The 16,328-nt window shown below is 69.8% G+C and carries 15 protein-coding genes; 5 read left to right on the forward strand and 10 right to left on the reverse strand.

Features of this window, described 5'->3' with window-relative positions:
• The first annotated feature begins 52 nt into the window (after positions 1–52).
• Entirely contained in the window at positions 53–718 is a 666-nt protein-coding gene (locus CGZ93_RS12800; protein ID WP_094364553.1) for a TIGR03085 family metal-binding protein, read from the forward strand.
• Between the two features lie 49 nt (positions 719–767).
• On the opposite strand, the gene CGZ93_RS12805 is transcribed toward CGZ93_RS12800, so the two are convergent.
• Genes CGZ93_RS12805 through gatC form a run of 4 tightly spaced genes read right to left on the reverse strand, consistent with a single transcriptional unit; the run spans position 768 to position 4,927 of the window.
• Entirely contained in the window at positions 768–1,601 is an 834-nt protein-coding gene (locus CGZ93_RS12805) for a hypothetical protein (RefSeq protein WP_094364554.1), read from the reverse strand.
• A gap of 1 nt (position 1,602) precedes the next feature.
• Positions 1,603–3,099, reverse strand: a complete 1,497-nt coding sequence (gatB, locus tag CGZ93_RS12810) for an Asp-tRNA(Asn)/Glu-tRNA(Gln) amidotransferase subunit GatB (RefSeq protein WP_094364555.1) — start codon at positions 3,097–3,099, stop codon at positions 1,603–1,605.
• A gap of 23 nt (positions 3,100–3,122) precedes the next feature.
• Positions 3,123–4,634, reverse strand: a complete 1,512-nt coding sequence (gene gatA / locus CGZ93_RS12815; protein ID WP_094364556.1) for an Asp-tRNA(Asn)/Glu-tRNA(Gln) amidotransferase subunit GatA — start codon at positions 4,632–4,634, stop codon at positions 3,123–3,125.
• Positions 4,631–4,927, reverse strand: coding sequence for an Asp-tRNA(Asn)/Glu-tRNA(Gln) amidotransferase subunit GatC (gene gatC, locus CGZ93_RS12820; RefSeq protein ID WP_176451772.1), 297 nt, complete (start codon positions 4,925–4,927; stop codon positions 4,631–4,633). Before gatC ends, gatA begins: the two co-directional genes overlap by 4 nt.
• A gap of 276 nt (positions 4,928–5,203) precedes the next feature.
• On the opposite strand from gatC, the gene CGZ93_RS12825 reads away from it, so the two are divergent.
• The gene (locus CGZ93_RS12825) at positions 5,204–5,824 is read left to right on the forward strand and encodes an ACT domain-containing protein (RefSeq protein ID WP_094364741.1); all 621 of its coding nucleotides are present in this window, start codon (positions 5,204–5,206) and stop codon (positions 5,822–5,824) included.
• Between the two features lie 254 nt (positions 5,825–6,078).
• Here CGZ93_RS12825 and CGZ93_RS18990 read toward each other — a convergent pair whose 3' ends face one another.
• The 6 genes from CGZ93_RS18990 to CGZ93_RS12855 all read right to left on the reverse strand — a co-directional run bounded on the left by CGZ93_RS18990 (position 6,079) and on the right by CGZ93_RS12855 (position 13,948).
• Positions 6,079–6,507 (reverse strand): hypothetical protein, encoded by a 429-nt coding sequence (locus CGZ93_RS18990; protein ID WP_094364558.1) that lies wholly within the window; start codon positions 6,505–6,507, stop codon positions 6,079–6,081.
• Positions 6,508–6,533: 26 nt separating this feature from the next.
• Positions 6,534–7,412 carry a MurR/RpiR family transcriptional regulator gene (locus tag CGZ93_RS12835; protein ID WP_094364559.1) on the reverse strand — a complete coding sequence of 293 codons (879 nt, stop codon included), beginning with the start codon at positions 7,410–7,412 and terminating at the stop codon, positions 6,534–6,536.
• A gap of 17 nt (positions 7,413–7,429) precedes the next feature.
• Positions 7,430–9,136: a serine hydrolase domain-containing protein gene (locus CGZ93_RS12840; RefSeq protein WP_094364560.1), complete on the reverse strand. Its 1,707-nt coding sequence runs from the start codon at positions 9,134–9,136 to the stop codon at positions 7,430–7,432.
• A gap of 10 nt (positions 9,137–9,146) precedes the next feature.
• Positions 9,147–10,439: an exo-beta-N-acetylmuramidase NamZ family protein gene (locus tag CGZ93_RS12845; RefSeq protein ID WP_094364561.1), complete on the reverse strand. Its 1,293-nt coding sequence runs from the start codon at positions 10,437–10,439 to the stop codon at positions 9,147–9,149.
• A 29-nt stretch (positions 10,440–10,468) separates the two neighbouring features.
• Positions 10,469–12,298, reverse strand: coding sequence for a glycoside hydrolase family 3 protein (locus CGZ93_RS12850; protein ID WP_094364562.1), 1,830 nt, complete (start codon positions 12,296–12,298; stop codon positions 10,469–10,471).
• A 141-nt stretch (positions 12,299–12,439) separates the two neighbouring features.
• The gene (locus CGZ93_RS12855; RefSeq protein WP_176451759.1) at positions 12,440–13,948 is read right to left on the reverse strand and encodes a PAS domain S-box protein; all 1,509 of its coding nucleotides are present in this window, start codon (positions 13,946–13,948) and stop codon (positions 12,440–12,442) included.
• Positions 13,949–14,164: 216 nt separating this feature from the next.
• Here CGZ93_RS12855 and CGZ93_RS12860 point away from each other — a divergent pair, with 216 nt between their 5' ends.
• Genes CGZ93_RS12860 through CGZ93_RS12870 form a run of 3 tightly spaced genes read left to right on the forward strand, consistent with a single transcriptional unit; the run spans position 14,165 to position 16,298 of the window.
• The gene (locus CGZ93_RS12860; protein ID WP_094364563.1) at positions 14,165–15,370 is read left to right on the forward strand and encodes an acyl-CoA dehydrogenase family protein; all 1,206 of its coding nucleotides are present in this window, start codon (positions 14,165–14,167) and stop codon (positions 15,368–15,370) included.
• Positions 15,371–15,424: 54 nt separating this feature from the next.
• Positions 15,425–15,790, forward strand: coding sequence for a hypothetical protein (locus CGZ93_RS12865; RefSeq protein ID WP_094364564.1), 366 nt, complete (start codon positions 15,425–15,427; stop codon positions 15,788–15,790).
• A gap of 7 nt (positions 15,791–15,797) precedes the next feature.
• On the forward strand, positions 15,798–16,298 hold the full coding sequence (locus tag CGZ93_RS12870; RefSeq protein ID WP_094364565.1) for a nuclear transport factor 2 family protein: 501 nt from the start codon (positions 15,798–15,800) through the stop codon (positions 16,296–16,298).
• Positions 16,299–16,328: the final 30 nt, after the last annotated feature.

The raw sequence follows: 16,328 nt of genomic DNA on the forward strand, positions 1-16,328 counted from the left end.
TCCCCCATTGGCCGCTTCGGCCCGAACCGTCCAGGTCGTCTAGGCTCGGGGGGTGAACTTTGCGAAGTCAGAACGTGCCGAGCTCTGCGACCTGCTCGACCAGGTGGGCCCCGACGCCCCGACCCTGTGCGGTGACTGGACCACGCACGACCTGGCCGCCCACCTGTGGATCCGCGAGACCGATCCGCTGGGTGCCCCCGGTATCGTCGCCAAGCCGCTGGCCGGGCTGACCGAGCGGCGGATGGCCGAGTCCAAGGCCCGCTGGCCCTATGCCGAGCTGGTCGACCGGATCCGTCGCGGCCCGGCCCGCCTCTCGGTGTTCGCCTTTCCCGGTGTCGACGAGGAGGCGAACACGGTCGAATACTTCGTGCACCACGAGGACGTGCGCCGCGCCGGTGAGACGCTGCCGGCGCCCCGCTCCCTGAGCGCCGAGGTCGAGGACTGGATGTGGCGGCGGATGAAGCTGATGGGCCGCGCCCTGTTCCGCCGGGTGTCGGTCGGCGTGGTGCTGGAGCGCGCCGCGGTCGAGGGCGCGCCGGCCGGGGACGCGGGTGCCGAGACGATCCGGGTGATGCCCGGCAGCGAGATCGTCACCCTGGTCGGCCAGCCCTCGGAGTTGATGTTGTACGCCTATGGTCGCGGTCCGCAGTCGCAGGTACGCGCCGTCGGGGATGAGGCCAGCGTGCAGAAGCTGTCGGATTCAGACCTGGGGATCTGAACCGGGCTTGAGAAAATAGGAGCCCAGTCGGTTCGCCGGACGGCCCGGCTCAGCCGGGCAGATCGCGATAGATCCCGGAGGTGGCGGCCGCCACCCGGCCCATGTCGGCCTGCGGATCGGCCGCCACCACCACCAGCAGCCCGCCGCGCAGCAACGTGGCGCACTCCACCCGGGAGTCCGCACGCCCGCAGCTCACCGCGCCGAAGCGGTTGCGGTTGGCCCATCCGGAGTGCGCGTCCAGTTCGTTCAACGAGGACACCGGCGAGGTCATGATGGCGGCGAACAGCGGGCCGGTCGGTTCGGGACCGGGCTGGTAGTGCGCCCGGTCGACGTAGCCGAACGGATGCTCCGGCTCGTCCCTGGCCGGATCGCGGCGCAGCCCCCCGCTCAGTGCGGGCAGCTGGGCCTGTTCGACGGGCTTCGCAAACTGGGCGGCCGCCTTCCGCGGCGCCACCCGGCCGGTGTCGGGCGGTCCGGCCTTCGGGCGGGTGCCCAACGACACCAGTCCGACCACTCCGGCGACCAGCACCAGGACCATCAGCTGGATCAGCCCGATCTGCGCCGAACTGGCGCGAGTCCGCTCCCGCCCACCGGTCGCGCTGCTCCCGGATCGGGCCTGCTGCCGGTCCCTCCCCGGCTGCCGGGCGCCGGTGTCCCCCGGGGGCCTCGGCTCTCGCAGCGGTCGCGACTGCGCAGGCTGGGCCGGTTGTCCCGGCGCCGGGACCCGTTCCCACAGGCTCTCGTCGGTCAGCCGGCTGCGGTTGACGGCCGGTCCGCTCCAGCGGCCGACCTCGTCGGGCCGCGGCGGACCGGGGCGCAACGTCGTCCGGTCCGCCTCCTCCTCGCCACCGGCCCCCGGCCACGGGCCGTGCTGACCCGACATGTCAGGACAACTTCTCCAGGATCAACTCACGCACCCGGGCGGCGTCGGCCTGACCCTTCATCTGCTTCATCACCGCGCCGATCAGCGCCCCGGCGGCCTGCACCTTGCCGGCGCGGATCTTGTCGGCCACCCCCGGGTTGGCGGCGATCGCCTCGTCCACCGCGGCCGACAGCGCCCTCTCGTCGGAGACCACGGCCAGCCCGCGACCGGCGACCACGTCGGCGGGTTCGCCCTCGCCGGCGAGCACCCCGTCGATCACCTGCCGGGCCAGCTTGTCGTTGACGGTGCCGTCGTCCACCAGCGCCTGCACCGCGGCGACCTGGGCCGGGGTGATGGCCAGCTCGGCGACGCCGATCCCGGCCTCGTTGGCGCGGCGGGAGAGTTCACCCAGCCACCACTTGCGGGCCGCAGCCGGCGTACACCCGGCCTGCACGGTCTGCTCCAGCACCCCGAGCGCGTCGGCGTTGGCGACGTCGGTCATCTCGGCCTCGCTGAACCCCCACTCGCCCTGCAGCCGCTTGCGGCGTACGCCCGGCGCCTCGGGCAGGGTGGCGCGCAGCTGCTCCACCCACTCCCGGCTCGGGGCGACCGGCACCAGGTCGGGCTCGGGGAAATAGCGGTAGTCCTCGGCGGTCTCCTTGGACCGGCCCGGGGTGGTGATCTGAGAGTCCTCGTGCCACATCCGGGTCTCCTGGACCACCCGGTCGCCGGCACTCAACCGGGCCGCCTGCCGGGTGATCTCGTAGCGCACCGCGCCCTCGACCGAGCGCAGTGAGTTCACGTTCTTCGTCTCGCTGCGGGTGCCGAACTCGTCGGTGGGCGTACGCCGCAGCGACAGGTTCGCGTCGCAGCGCAGGTTGCCCTGCTCCATCCGCGCCTCGGACACCCCGAGCGCCTTGATCAGCTCGCGCAGCGCGGCGACGTAGGCGCGGGCCACCTCGGGGGCGCGTTCCCCGGCGCCGGTGATCGGGCGGGTGACCACCTCGATCAGCGGTACGCCGCAGCGGTTGTAGTCGAGCAGCGAGTGGTCGGCGCCGTGGATCCGGCCGGTTGCACCGCCCACGTGGGTGGACTTTCCGGTGTCCTCCTCCATGTGCGCCCGCTCGATCTCGATCCGGAACGGCGTGCCGTCGTCCAGCTCCACCTCGAGCCAGCCGTCGAACGCGATCGGCTCGTCGTATTGGCTGATCTGGTAGTTCTTCGGCATGTCCGGATAGAAGTAGTTCTTGCGGGCGAAGCGGCACCAGTCGGCGATCTCGCAGTGGAGCGCCAGCCCGATCCGGATCGCCGACTCCACGGCGGCGCCGTTGACCACCGGCATCGACCCGGGCAGGCCCAGGCAGACCGGGCAGGTCTGGGTGTTCGGCTCGGCGCCGAACGCCGTCGAGCAGCCGCAGAACATCTTCGAGGCGGTGTTCAGCTCGACGTGCACCTCGAGCCCCATCACCGGATCGAACTTGGTCAGCGCCTCGGCGTACTCCATCACCGGCTCGCTCATGCTGCCTCGATCTGACGGCATGGTCATGCCAGGCTCCCCTCAATCGCCGGGATCCGGTCCAGCAGCGGGCCGCCCCACTGCTGGCGCAGCTCGCGCTCCAGCGCGGCGCCGACCCGGTAGAGCCGGTCGTCGGCCCGCGGCGGGGCCATCACGTGGAACCCGATCGGCAGGCCGTCGCTGGACAGCCCGACCGGGAAGGACGCCGACGCGTTTCCGGCCAGGTTGGACGGGATCGTGCACAGGTCGTTCTTGTACATCGCCAGCGGGTCGTCGATCCGCTCCCCGAGCCGGAACGCGGTGGTCGGCGTGGTCGGCGACACCAGCACGTCGGCGGACTCGTACGCGGCGTCGAAGTCGCGGCTGATCAGCGTCCGCACCTTCTGCGCCGAGCCATAGAACGCGTCGTAGTAGCCGGCCGACAGGGCGTAGGTGCCGATGATGATGCGCCGCTTCACCTCCTCGCCGAAGCCGGCGCCGCGGGTGGCGGCCATCACCTCCTCGGCGGAGCGTACGCCGTCGTCCCCCACCCGCAGGCCGAAGCGCATGGCGTCGAACCGGGCCAGGTTGGAGGACGCCTCGGCGGGCAGGATCAGATAGTAGGTGGCCAGCGCGTATTCGAAGTGCGGGCAGGACACCTCGACCACTTCGGCGCCCAGGGATTCCAACAGGGCAACGGTTTCGTTGAACCGCTGCTCGACCTCGGGCTGGTAACCCTCGCCGCCGAGCTCGCGGACCACGCCAACCTTCATCCCGGTGACGTCACCGCTGCGCGCAGCGCTCACCACATCGGGGATGGGGGCGTCGATCGAGGTGGCGTCGCGCGGGTCGTGTCCGCCGATCACCTGGTGCAGCAGGGCGGCGTCGAGCACCGAGCGGGTGCACGGCCCGGGCTGGTCGAGGCTGGAGGCGAGCGCGATCAGCCCATAGCGCGAGGTGCCGCCGTAGGTCGGCTTCACCCCGACGGTGCCGGTGAACGCGGCCGGTTGCCGGATCGAGCCGCCGGTGTCGGTGCCGATCGCCAGTGGCGCCTCGAACGCCGCCAGCGCAGCCGCGGAGCCGCCGCCGGAGCCCCCTGGGATCCGGTCGATCGCCCACGGGTTGTGGGTGGGTCCATAGCCGGAGTTCTCGGTGGAGGACCCCATCGCGAACTCGTCCATGTTCGTCTTGCCGAGCACGACCAGGCCGGCGTCCTCGAGTCGCTGGCTGACCGTGGCGGTGTAGGGCGGGATCCACCCCTGGAGGATCTTCGAGCCGGCGGTGGTGGGCATCCCGGCCAGGGTGAGCACGTCCTTCAGCGCCAGGGGTACGCCCGCCAGCGGGCCGAGCTGTGCGCCGGCCGCGCGGCGCTGGTCGACGCCGCGGGCGCAGGCCAGAGCCCGGTCGGCGGCGACGTGCAGGAACGCGTGCACGCTCGGCTCGACGGCCTCGATCTGGGCCAGACAGGCGGTGGTGATCTCCTCGGAGCTGGTCTCGCCGCGCTCCATCGCGGCCACCAGCTCGTGCGCGTCGGCGCGCAGCAGCTCGCGGTCGCTCATGCGGACTCCCCCAGGATCCGGGGCACCCGGAAGCGGTCATCCTCGGCGGCCGGGGCCATCGCCAGCGCGTCGGCGACCGGCAGGCTGGGGCGTACCTCGTCGGCGCGGAACACGTTCGTCAGCGGCTCGGGGTGAGAGGTGGGCGGGACGTCGGTGGTGTCGAGCGCGGAGACCTGGGCCACGGACTCGAGGATCACGGTGAGCTGGGGGGCGAGCCGTTCCAGCTCGTCGGCGGTCAACTCGATCCGGGCGAGCCGGCCCAGCCGGGCCACCTCGTCGCTGCTCAGGGTCACGCTGTCCACGCGCGTCTCCTCCTGCATGGTGTCTCTGCTGATTCGGTCTGCGGTCGGGGACCCAGTGTGCTGGATTCCCGCCTGAGACCCTATCTCGCTCTCGGCCCCGCACGCCCGTTGCCCGCCGCCGCCGCCATCCAGCGAACCCACTGTTCCCATCCAGCGAACCCACTGTTCCCATCCAGCGACCCCAGACACCATCCCCCTACCCCTGGAGGGGTAGCTGAGCGGGAATTCGGTTCGCTGGATCGCAGGTGGGAGAATGGTCGCGTGTTCCTGATCCGACTCCTGCTGCCCGACCGCCCCGGTTCGCTCGGTGCGGTGGCGACCGCGCTCGGCACGATGGGCGCCGACATCCAGGCGGTCGAGATCGTCGGACGCGAGGGCGCCACCGTGGTGGACGACTTCATGGTGCTGCTCCCGGACAACGTGATGCCGGACAACGCGGTCAGCGCCTGCACCCAGGTCGACGGTGTTCAGGTGCTGTGGTGCTCGCGCTATCCGGCCGGAGCTGGTCTGCAGTCGGATGTGGAAGCCCTCGAGAAGATGCTCGCCGACCCCGACAACGCCGCCGCAATCCTCGCCGAGTCGGCCCCGGTCGCCTTCCACTGCCACTGGGCGGTCCTGCTGCACCGTGGCCACGGCACGGTGCTGCACGCCACCCCGATGGCCCCGGACCTCACCCCGGACTCGATCGGCCGGTTCGCCCCGACCGACACCGCCCACAGCGGTGAACTGCCCGCCGGCTGGATGCCCGAATGGGTCGAAACGGCGTACGCCATCACTCCCCTGCGCGGCGAGCGGGCGGTGGTCCTCGGCCGCCACGGCGGGCCCTCGTTCCTGACCGCCGAACTGGCCCGGCTGCGCCACCTCGCCGCCATGGTCCCGCTCACCTGACCCGCTCGGACCGACCCTTCACCACCACCTCCGGGCCGATGCACTCGTGACCACACCCCGTAGTCAAAACCCACCTTGACCACACCCCGTGGTCAAAACCCACCTTGACCACACCCCGTGGTCAAAACCCACCTTGACCACACCCCGTGGTCAAAACCCACCTTGACCACACCCCGTGGTCAAGACTGCATCGCCCGAGACACACCCCAATGGGGACACTGAGCAGCCGGCTGCAGAGTGGCGATGGCCACTGCTCAGCGGTACATCCGCCAGAACTGCCAGCCGACCAGGGTGATCACGATCAGCGCGACGGTGAACAGCACCGGCACCAACCAGCGCAGGCGCTTCTTCTGCTTGGTCGAGGGCAGGTCGGTGGGGCCCCACTCGCCGATCGCCGGGCGTACCCGCGCCGGGACCGGCCCGTTCAGGTTGAGGTTCGAGAAGACCCGGCGCCAGCCGGCAGCCGAGTGCGGCGGCTTCGCCGCCGGAGCAGCAGGACCGACGGGAGCAGCAGGACCGACGGGCGCCGCAGGAGCTGGAGCAGCAGCGGCCACGGCACTTCCCGCACCCCCGGCCCCATGATCGGCCGCACGGCGCGGGCGTACCACGGTGCGATCGTGGTCCTCCTCGCCCGCCTGGGGCGCGGCGGCCACCTGATCTGGTCTCACCTTCTCCTCCGGCACCGGGCCAGCGTAGTCGGCACCAGGAATCATCGCGCCGAGCGATGATGCCCGCGGACCACCTCGCGGGTCCGCGCCACCGCCTCGATCGCCCGGTCATAGCGGTGCTGCGCGGCGGCCAGGAACAGGCAGTCAACCACCATCAGCGCCGCGATGCGCGAGGCCATCGCCCCTGAGCGCAGGGCGGTCTCGTCGGCGGCGGTGGTCAGCACGAAGTCGGCGGTACGCCCCAGGGGGGACTCCGGATAGTTCGTGATCGCCACCGTCGCCACCCCACGCGCCTGGGCCGTCTCGAGCACCTCGACCGCCTCGGTCGTCGTGCCGGTGTGGCTGACCGCGATCGCCACGTCCCCCTCGGCGAGCAGGGTCGCCGAGGCGAGCGCCTGGTGCGGGTCGGACCAGAAATACGCCACCAGCCCGATCCGGTGCAGCTTCTGCTGCAGGTCCCCGGCGACCAGTCCGCTGGCGTGCGCACCATAGAGGTCGACCCGGCCCGCCGCGGCGACCAGCCGGGCCACGGTGGCCAACACCTCGCGGTCCAGCTGCTGACCGGTCTCCTCGACCGCGCGTGCCCCCGCCCCGGTCACCTTGGCGACGATCACGTCGATCGGATCGTCGCGGGTGATGTCACCGACCGGGTGTGAGTTCCGCCCGTTCTCCGCCCCCGCCTCGGCCAGCGCGAGCCGGAGCCCCGGATAGCCCTTCAGCCCCAACCGCCGAGCGAACCGCAGCACCGAGGTCTCCGAGGTGGACGCCAGCTCGGCGAGCTCGGTGATCGTCAATCCGGCCACCGCCCGCGGATCGGCGAGCACCAGCTCGGCCACGCGGGCCTCCGCCGGCGCCAGCGTCGGCCGCAGCGCACGCAGCCGCACCAGCACCGACGCCTGAGCGGGTCCCCTGCCCTCCATGGGCTGGATCGTAGTGCTCAGCGCGATGACAGCACCCAGTTCGACGCGGTGAACCGGGTCGGTTCCTTCTCCCCGTCCACCTTGGCCCCACCACGCACCTGGATGTCGTCCACGTAGACCCCGCGGCCCAGATAGACCGCGTCGGTGGTGTGCCGCCAGCGCAGCACCTGCTCCCCGGCCGGCAGCGCGGCGTCCACCCGCACCCACCGGCGTACGCCTGAGGTCGCCCAAGCGCCGTCGGTGGCAACCCGCTCGCTGTCGGACAGCGTCACCGTGAACGGCACCTTCGCCCACGTCGTGCCCCCGTCGGCCGAGCGCTCCAGCACCAGCGGGTCGGTCTCCTCGACGTCGACCATGGTGTCGAAGCGCACCTCGGCGCCTTTCCCGCCGACTTGCAGCGGCAGGTCCAGGGTCGCGGTGGTGGCGTTCTGGGTCCCGGTGAACCAGGCGTCGGCACCCTTGTCCGGGCGCACCGGCATGGCCAGCGCCAGCCCCTGCGCCCAGTCGCGCCGCGCCACGTTTACCGAACCCCAGCTGCGCGAGGGGTGCACCCGGTTGGTGAGCAGCACCGCGAACGAACGCGAGGCGAAGTCGATCACCAGTGACGTGCCGGTATAGCCGGTGTGCCCCGCCTCGTTCGGCGCCGACAGCCCCTCGGCATACCACCGCTGGTTCAACTCGAACCCGAGTCCATGGTCGTTGCCGGAGAATTTGGCGTTGAAGTTGTGGATCAGCAGGTCCACCGACTCCCGGCTCAGGATCCGCCGATGGTCGTACGCCCCGCCGTTCAGCAGGGTCTGGCACAGGATTGCCAGGTCGTCGGCGGTGGAGAACACGCCGGCGTGCCCGGCCACCCCGCCCAGTGACCACGCGTTCTCGTCGTGCACCTCGCCCCAGACCATTCCGCGGGCGGGGGCGGTCTGATACTCGGTCGCGGCGGTGCGCGCCCGGTTGGTCGGGTTGTAACCGGTGTCACGCATCCCCAGCGGGGTGGTGATCCCGTCGGCCACGGCGCGATCCAGCGACTTGCCGGTCTTCCGCTCGACCAGCACTCCGAGGGTGATCAGGTTCAGATCCGAATACCGGTACACCTGATCCGGCGGGTTGGTCGGCTTGGCGTCCATCACCGCGGCGATGCGGGACGCCTTGTCCGGATACTTCGACCACAGTGGCAACCACGCCGGCAGCCCGGAGGTGTGGGTGAGCAGGTGGCGTACCGTCGTGGTGTCCTTGCCCTGGCCGCCGAACTCCGGCAGATAGCGCGCGGCCGGGGCGTCCAGCTCCACCTCGCCGCGCTCGATCAGCTGCACCACGACCAGCGAGGTGAACAGCTTCGACACCGAGGCCAGGTCGAACACGGTGTCGCGGCGCATCGGCACGCGTTCGGTCTCGGGCAGCTTGGTGGTGGCGTCGGCGTACAACCGCGCATAGCCGCTCACCTCGGTGCCGACGATGGCCCCCTCGTGTCCAAGGACGCCGACCGCGCCCGGGAACAGCGGGTTGGGGGTGGCCGACTGGTAGGAGCGGAGCTTGGCCCGGGCGGCCTCGATCGGCGCCGGATCCAGCCCCACCGAAGCCGGCGTCGCCGAGCGCAGGCGGGTGTTCGGGTTCGCATAACCGGTGTAGGGCCGGTCGAAGTCGCGGGCGGTGGCCGCCGGGGCGTACGCCGCCCCCAGAGCCAGCACGACCGCCGACGCCAGCGCGGTGCTCAACGCACGCTTCATCGCAACCACCTCAGTAGATCAGGAACGGAGCGCGGTCGGCGTTCCACTGCGCCAGCTCCCCCTGCCAGGACCCGATGATGGTGGCCGCGTCGGCGCCGGAGTCGACCTGTTCGCGGAAGCGCGGTGAGCCGGACAGCAGGTCCATCCAGCGCCCCGCGTAGGTGTCTCCGACACGCCACGCGAACCCGGGATAGAGCGCCTTCAGGGCCACGATCATCTCGGTGGCGGTGCGGATCGCGTCGAGCGAGTGCGGGTCGGTCAGGTGCACCTGCACGCCGCCACACACCTTGCCCTGGTTCTTGCTGAAGGTCGGGTTGAAGTAAGTCTCCCGGAACAGCACCCCGGGCAGGTCACGCTCGTTGAGCCGCTGCGCCCACCGGTGGTCGACATAGGGGGCGCCGATGATCTCGAACGGACGCGTGGTTCCCCGCCCCTCGGACAGGTTGGTCGCCTCGAACCAGGCGGTGCCCGGATAGAGCAGTGCGGTGTCCGAGGTGGGCATGTTCGGACTGGGCATCACCCAGTGCAGGCCGGTGTCGGCGAACAGCATGTCGCGCTTCCAGCCCTTCATCTCGATCACCTGCAGCTCGCGCAGCCGCTTGCCGTCGGCATCCAGCGGAAGGTAACGCTCGTTGAACATCCGGGCGAGCTCTCCGACGGTCATGCCGTGCTGCTGGATGATCTTCTCCGCACCGACCCCGGAGGTGTTGCCGTCGGTCATCATCGGCCCATTCGCCCGGCCGCCGACCGGGTTGGGCCGGTCCAGCACCACGAAGCGGGCGTTCGTGTCGATCGCCGCCAGCATGGTGGTGTACATCGTCCAGATGTAGGTGTAGAACCGGGCCCCGACATCCTGGATGTCGAACACGACGGTCTCAACCCCTGCCTGGGCGAAGAATCCGGCCACCTTGGCCCGGTTGGCGCCATAGGTGTCATAGACGGTCAGGCCGGTTCGCGGGTCGGTCGAGGTGCCCTCGGAGGAGCCCGCCTGGGCAGTGCCGCGGAAGCCGTGCTCGGGTCCGAACACACCGACGATGTTCACCCCTTGGGCGTGCATGTCATCCACGATCGAGGTGAGGTTGGCGAGCACACCGGTGGGGTTGGTGACCACGCCCACCTTCTGTCCCTTGAGCGCGGCCCAGCCGGCTTCGGCCTGCAGCTGGGCGGCGGTGGTCACCTTCGCCTTCGGGATCTTCGGCTTCTTGTCCACGGGTGCGGCGAACGCGTTGGCGGCCTGGGTGATCGGGTACGCCGCAGCGGTCACTCCGGCCGCGGCAAGCAGGTGACGACGATTCAAAGGCATGGGAAACCCTTCTGTGGAAGTGGTTCGGCTCAGTAGCCGAGGCCGTGGCCAAACGGATAGAGAACGGTCTTCGGGTCGCCGGCGACGGGGATGTCGACCGGCAGCTTTCCGCGCGGGGAGACCTCACCGGTGAGCACCCGGACCAGCGAGGGTGGGGTCACCGGGCTGTAGGAGTAGGTCGCCACATAGGTGGGCGCCTCGTTGAAGTAGGCGATGTCATAGGGATCGCGCACCGCCACCACGACCACCTTCTTGCCGGTGCCGAGTAGTTGCTTGACCAGCTTCTGCTGCCCCCCGGCCCTGTCGGTCACGGCGGTGTCCCACGCCTTGTTCGTGAGCACGACCACGGTGTCCACCGCCTGGGCAGCGGCCACCGCCCGCGCGATCGTCGCATCGGTGGGGGCGGTCCCGGTCTGCAGGGCCGTCGCGGTGGCGCCGCGCGCGGTGAACTGGTCGGCGGTCAACTGGGTGGTGGTGACGCCATAGCCGGTGACCAGGATCTTCTGCCCGGCCGGACGCAGGGGCAGCACCTTCGCATCGTTCTTGACCAGGGTGACTGTGCGATCCGACACCCCGGCGGCGGTCGCCTGGTGTGCCGGAGTTCCCACCACAGAACCGATTGCGGCGACCTCAGCCAGCGGCTGGGCGACCATGCCGCGGCGATACTTCATCCGCAGGATGCGGCGTACCTTCTCGTCCAGATCGTCCTGCTGGAGGCGTCCCGAACCGAGCGCGCTCTGGATCGCCGCGATCGCCGGCTGGATGTCGGGGCACATCAGCAACTGGTCACAGCCCGCGGCCAGCGCGCGGACGGCGACCTCGGCGTCGCCGTACTTCTCGCGGACGCCCTGCATCATCAGCCCGTCGGTGATCACCACCCCCTGATAACCGAGCTCGGTGCGCAGCAGGTCGGTGATGATGGGGCGGCTGAGGGTGGCGGGATCCCCGGAGTCGTCGAACGCGGGCATCACCAGGTGGGCGGTCATCACCATGTCCACCCCGCGTGCGATCGCCGCGCGGAACGGCGGGGCGTCGATCTTCTCCCACTGCTCGCGGCTGTGCGTGATCACCGGGAGGCCGGTGTGCGAGTCGGTCGCGGTGTCTCCGTGGCCCGGGAAATGCTTGGTGGACGAGGAAACCCGGCCGTCGACCTGGTATCCCTCGACCTGGGCGGCCACCATCTCGGCCACCAGCGCCGGGTCGGAGCCGAAGGAGCGGACACCGATCACCGGGTTCAGCGGGTTGACGTTCACGTCCGAGCAGGGCGCGAAATCGACGTTGATGCCGACCGCACGCAGTTCCTGTCCGGTGATCGCGGCGGCGACCCGGGCGTCGGCGCTGGACCGCCCGGCACCGATCGCCATCGACCCCGGGAACTGGGTGGCCGGCGGACCGAAGCGGGTGACCACACCCTGCTCCTGGTCGGTGGCGATCTGCAGCGGGATCCGCGCCTTCCCGCCGGAGCCGAGAGCCGCCTGCTGCAGCCCGTTGGACAGGCGTGCGACCTGTTCGGGGTTCTTGAACGAGTCGGTCCACGCGAAGTAGATCACCCCGCCGAGGTGGAACTTCTCCACGATCCGGGCCGGCACCGCCTCGCCAAAGTTCTTAACGTTTCGCTGGTCGGGGGTGTTCGGGTCCGAGCCGTAGACCTCCTGGACGAACAGCTGCCCGATCTTCTGCTCCAGGCTCATGTGGGCGAGGGTCGAGTTCACCCAGCCGTTGATGGCGTTGGGGTTGCCGCCCGGCGGGATGGCGTACGCCCGCCCGGCCAGGCCGGCCGTCAGTCCGCTCGCCCCGAGCCCGGCGAGCAGGGCACGGCGTGACAGTGGGGTTCGGAACAGCTGGGCTTTCGGGTCCATTGGGCACTCCGTCGTGTCGCGTGAACGTCACCCGCGGCGTACCGACCGCTTTGTAAACGATTCACATCCGTTGGGGTGCTGACGAAACTAATACACATATCGGCCGGGCCACAAGGACCCGGCCATGAGTTTCTCCTCCGCTCACCCAGCGCGCGGCAGCCGGAGCGTGATCACCGTGCCGCACGGGTCGTTGTCGGCGACGACGACTTCCCCCCGGTGTCGCTCGACGATGCGCTCCGAGAGCACCAGCCCGATCCCCGAACCGTCCTGCTTGCCGGAAAACGCGTTCACCAGCTGCCGGTTGCCACTGGCGCCGACCCGTGGTCCGTCGGGCAGCCCGGACTGCTGCTCGGCCGTGACCTGATCCAGCCCCCTCCCCCAGTCGAGCACCGAGCAGCCGACCCACTCCCCATCGGCGAAACTGCGCACCAGGATGCGCTTTTCGGCGTTCTCCGGAAGCGCCGCCTCATCGATCGCGTTCACGCAGTAGTTGATGATCACCTGCCCGATCAGGATCTGTTCCCCGGTGATCGGCAACGGCCCCGGGGCAAACTCCGAGTCCACCCGGATGCCCCGGTCATTCGCGCGCAACCCGACGAAGTACAGGCTCTCGGCCATGATCTCGTTCAGGTCATGCGCCGCCGCTGGGCTCTCGATCCGTTGTACATAACGTTTCACGCTGGCCACGATGTCGGCGGTCCGGGTGAGTTGGCGCTGGGCCCGATCCAGGGCGTAGCGGATGTCGGACTCCCTGGCCTGGCCGGCCTCCACCCGCGACATCAGGCCGCGCAGAAAGTTCCCGGCCGCCGCCAGCGGCTGGCCGAGCTCGTGGGCGATCGTCATCGCCATGTCGCCCATCGCGTTGTAGCGGGCCAGGTATTGCAGGTTGGCCTGCTGATAGTCGTTCTCCCGCTGCATCTCAACCCTGGTGGTGATGTCGCGGACCACCACCATCCGGGAGATGATGCCGTCGTGCTCGACGTCCTCGATCTGGGCGGACAGCCAGCGAGGCCCATCGACGGTGTCGATCTCGAGCTCCAGCTCGGTCGGGCGACCGGGTTCACCCGCCCCACCGGCGGCCCCCTCGGGTGGTCCCACATGCACCGCAAGCTCCTCGAGGGTATGCCCGAGCAGCTGGCCGGGCGTACGCCCGAAGAGTTCGCTGACGAACGGGGAGGAGTCGAGCACCCGTTCGTCGTCGTCGAGCAGCAGGATTGCTGCCGAGGCGTGGGCCATGATCCGGGTCAGATAGTCGGTGGTGCGGCTCAGCTCCGCCTCGCGCTCCACCTCCCGGGAGATGTTGCGGAACTGCACCATCACCACCGGCCCGTCGGCGAAATGGACCAGGGTGGCCACCGCATCGGTCAGGAAGTCCTGCCCGTCCTTGCTGCGATACTTCCAGCGCTTGCGGCTGCTCCCGTGGTTGACGGCATCCTGCAGCCAGGCCACCCCCACCTCGCGGCGGTACTGCTGTTCGGGGGAGGACATGTGGTGGGCCTTGAGCGGGCGCAGCTCCTCGACGGTGAATCCGAACATCTCGCACGCGGTCGGGTTGGCCCACAGGATGTTCTTGGAGGCCGCCTCGTGGATCAGGATGCCGGTCTCGCCGTGCAGGGCCATCTCTCGGAAGTCGGTTCCGGTGGGAAACATCCGCCTGCTCCATCCTGGCCCCGGCGCTGGCGCCGCTCGGTGTCATCGTGCTGCACCCATGATGACCCCAGGAACCGCCAGAACCCCAGAATCGCGCCGTTGTAGGGGATTTCCTTAGTCCACCTCGTACAACTCCCAATGGTCACCGCGAGGGCTCATTCCTAGGCTGGCACCCAACAGCAGCCCCAGGCTGGATGCAAACCGGAGGAACTGCCAATGACGGCCAACACGACCTCGAATGCCCGCGCCCTGACCGACGAGTCGGCGACGGACCGCAACCTCGCCGAGCCCGCCGGCGCGGCCCGCGAGGCCGCGTTCGAAGATGCCCTGCGCGTGCTCGCGGAGCGCCGCGACGAGTTCAATCAGCAGGGGTCCGTGCCCCGCGATTACATCCGGTTGCTGAAGCGGGCCGGAATCTACCGCTCCTCGACCCCTCGCCAGTTCGGCGGTGAACCGCTCAGCCCGGGGGAATTCCTGCGCCTGATCGAGCGGATCTCGCAGATCGACCCGGCCACCGGGTGGGTGGCCAGCTTCGGCTCCCAGCTGACCTACTTCGGCGCACTCCCGCTGGAGACGCAGGCGCAGATCTACAGCGCCGGTCCGGATGTCTGCTTCGCCGGGGGGCTGTTCCCGATGCAGGAGGCCCAGCAGGTCGAGGGTGGTTATCGGGCCTCCGGCGTGTGGCAGTTCGCCTCGGGTTCGGCGGGTGCCGACGTTCTCGGTGTGGGACTGAAGGGTGGCGCGGAGTCCAAGGGTCGACCGCTGACCGCCCTGGTGCGTCCCGAGCAGGCCACCATCAAACCCAACTGGGACGTCGCCGGAATGCGCGCCACCGGATCGAACGAGGTGCACCTTGACGACGTGTTCATCCCGTCTGCGCACACCTTCATCCGTGGCAGCGCCTCCCAGGTCGATGAGCCGCTCAACCGCTACCCCGCCATCGCCTATGCCGCCCAGGTGCTCGCGGTGACCGCGCTGGGTGCGGCGCGCGGCGCTCTCGACTACAGCCTCCAGGTCGGTTCCGCGCGGACCAGCATCGTCGGCGGCTCCGCCAAGGGTGCGCGACCCAGCTATCAGCTCGGGGTGGCCCAGGCGGAGGCCCGCCTGCGGTCGGCCCGCGCCTTCTTTTACGAGCAGACCGAGCTGGTGTGGCAGTTGGCGGTCGAGGGTGCCGAGATCGACGACCGTACCCGGGCGCTGCTGCGCCTGGCCACCAGCAACGTCGCGCATGTCGGTCGGGAGGTGACGCTGATGGCGTTCGACCTCGCGGGGACCGGCGCGATCTACAACAGCCACCCGCTGCAGCGGTTCGTGCAGGACGGTCTCGTGCCGGCCCAGCATGCGATGCTGCAATCCAACACCATCGAGGCCGCCGGGGCGGTGCTGCTCGGTGCCGATGTCACCGTGCCCAGCTTCCCCTGAGCCGACCGTTTCGACCAGTCGCCTGCCAAATCCGCGTACCGAAAGGAAACCGTGATGTCCGAACCCCTCCGCGTGCTCTTCTGCATCGGGATCAACCAGAACTTCTTCGACCTGCCCAAGTCGGAGATCGGCGTGGTCTGGAAGGCCTTCGCCGGCATGCTCGTCGCGATGGAGGACATGGACGGTGTCGACGTGCTCGGCAACATGGACGACGACTCGCACATGGTCGGCCCCTCCGACGGGTGGCCCTGGACCTGTTATGTGCTGGCCGACGTGCGCGACGCCGAGACCGTGAAGGCCGCCTGCAACCTGTTCCGGACGACCGAGGTGTTCGGCGGGGACGCGTTGTGGAAGTTCGCCAAGATCGAGGCGAGGATGGGTCGCCGGCTGACCATCCGTCCCGACGTCGCGACCGACTGAGCCGAGCATGACCACGGTGGAACGGCGCCTGCGCGTGCTGGAGGCCAAAGAGGCGATCCGAACCTGTCTGGGTCGCTACCTCGACCTCTGTGACGTGCCCGGTCCGTTCCCCGACGTCGCCGAGCTGGCCGAACTGGCCGAACTGTTCACCCCACGCGCCACCTGGCGCGGTGTCGGCGAGGCGTACGCCGGAAAGTTCGGCTCCGTCACAGGGCGGCACAAGGTAGCGGCCCACGTCGCCTCGTACCTGCCGCCGGCGGAGCATTTCCGGCGCAATGCCCATCTGCTCGGCAGCGAGCAGTTGCGCACCGACGGCAGCACCGGTCACGGGCAGTGGTTGATGCAGCAACTCTCCGAGTATGCCGACGGGACCGCCGACCTGCTCTGCGCCCGGCTGAACATCGACTTCGTGGTGCAGTACGACGACGATGGGACCACCGCCCTGATCCACCGATTCCAGACCGAGCGGCTCTTCCGAGCCAGCCTGCACACCCGATCCGATGGCTGAGCGACCGAGGAACGAGCGAGTCGAAGCCAA

Origin of the sequence: Enemella dayhoffiae (assembly GCF_002250625.1) — a bacterium.
Lineage (GTDB): Bacteria > Actinomycetota > Actinomycetes > Propionibacteriales > Propionibacteriaceae > Enemella > Enemella dayhoffiae.

Coding starts and splice junctions, on each gene's coding strand:
- CGZ93_RS12850 (WP_094364562.1), bottom strand. CDS start 12,298: ATGGACCCGAAAGCCCAGCTGTTCCGAACCCCACTGTCACGCCGTGCC.
- CGZ93_RS12805 (WP_094364554.1), bottom strand. CDS start 1,601: ATGTCGGGTCAGCACGGCCCGTGGCCGGGGGCCGGTGGCGAGGAGGAG.
- CGZ93_RS12865 (WP_094364564.1), top strand. CDS start 15,425: ATGTCCGAACCCCTCCGCGTGCTCTTCTGCATCGGGATCAACCAGAAC.
- CGZ93_RS12845 (WP_094364561.1), bottom strand. CDS start 10,439: ATGCCTTTGAATCGTCGTCACCTGCTTGCCGCGGCCGGAGTGACCGCT.
- gatA (WP_094364556.1), bottom strand. CDS start 4,634: ATGAGCGACCGCGAGCTGCTGCGCGCCGACGCGCACGAGCTGGTGGCC.
- CGZ93_RS12870 (WP_094364565.1), top strand. CDS start 15,798: ATGACCACGGTGGAACGGCGCCTGCGCGTGCTGGAGGCCAAAGAGGCG.
- CGZ93_RS12860 (WP_094364563.1), top strand. CDS start 14,165: ATGACGGCCAACACGACCTCGAATGCCCGCGCCCTGACCGACGAGTCG.
- CGZ93_RS12855 (WP_176451759.1), bottom strand. CDS start 13,948: ATGTTTCCCACCGGAACCGACTTCCGAGAGATGGCCCTGCACGGCGAG.
- gatB (WP_094364555.1), bottom strand. CDS start 3,099: ATGAGCGAGCCGGTGATGGAGTACGCCGAGGCGCTGACCAAGTTCGAT.
- CGZ93_RS12840 (WP_094364560.1), bottom strand. CDS start 9,136: ATGAAGCGTGCGTTGAGCACCGCGCTGGCGTCGGCGGTCGTGCTGGCT.
- CGZ93_RS12835 (WP_094364559.1), bottom strand. CDS start 7,412: ATGGAGGGCAGGGGACCCGCTCAGGCGTCGGTGCTGGTGCGGCTGCGT.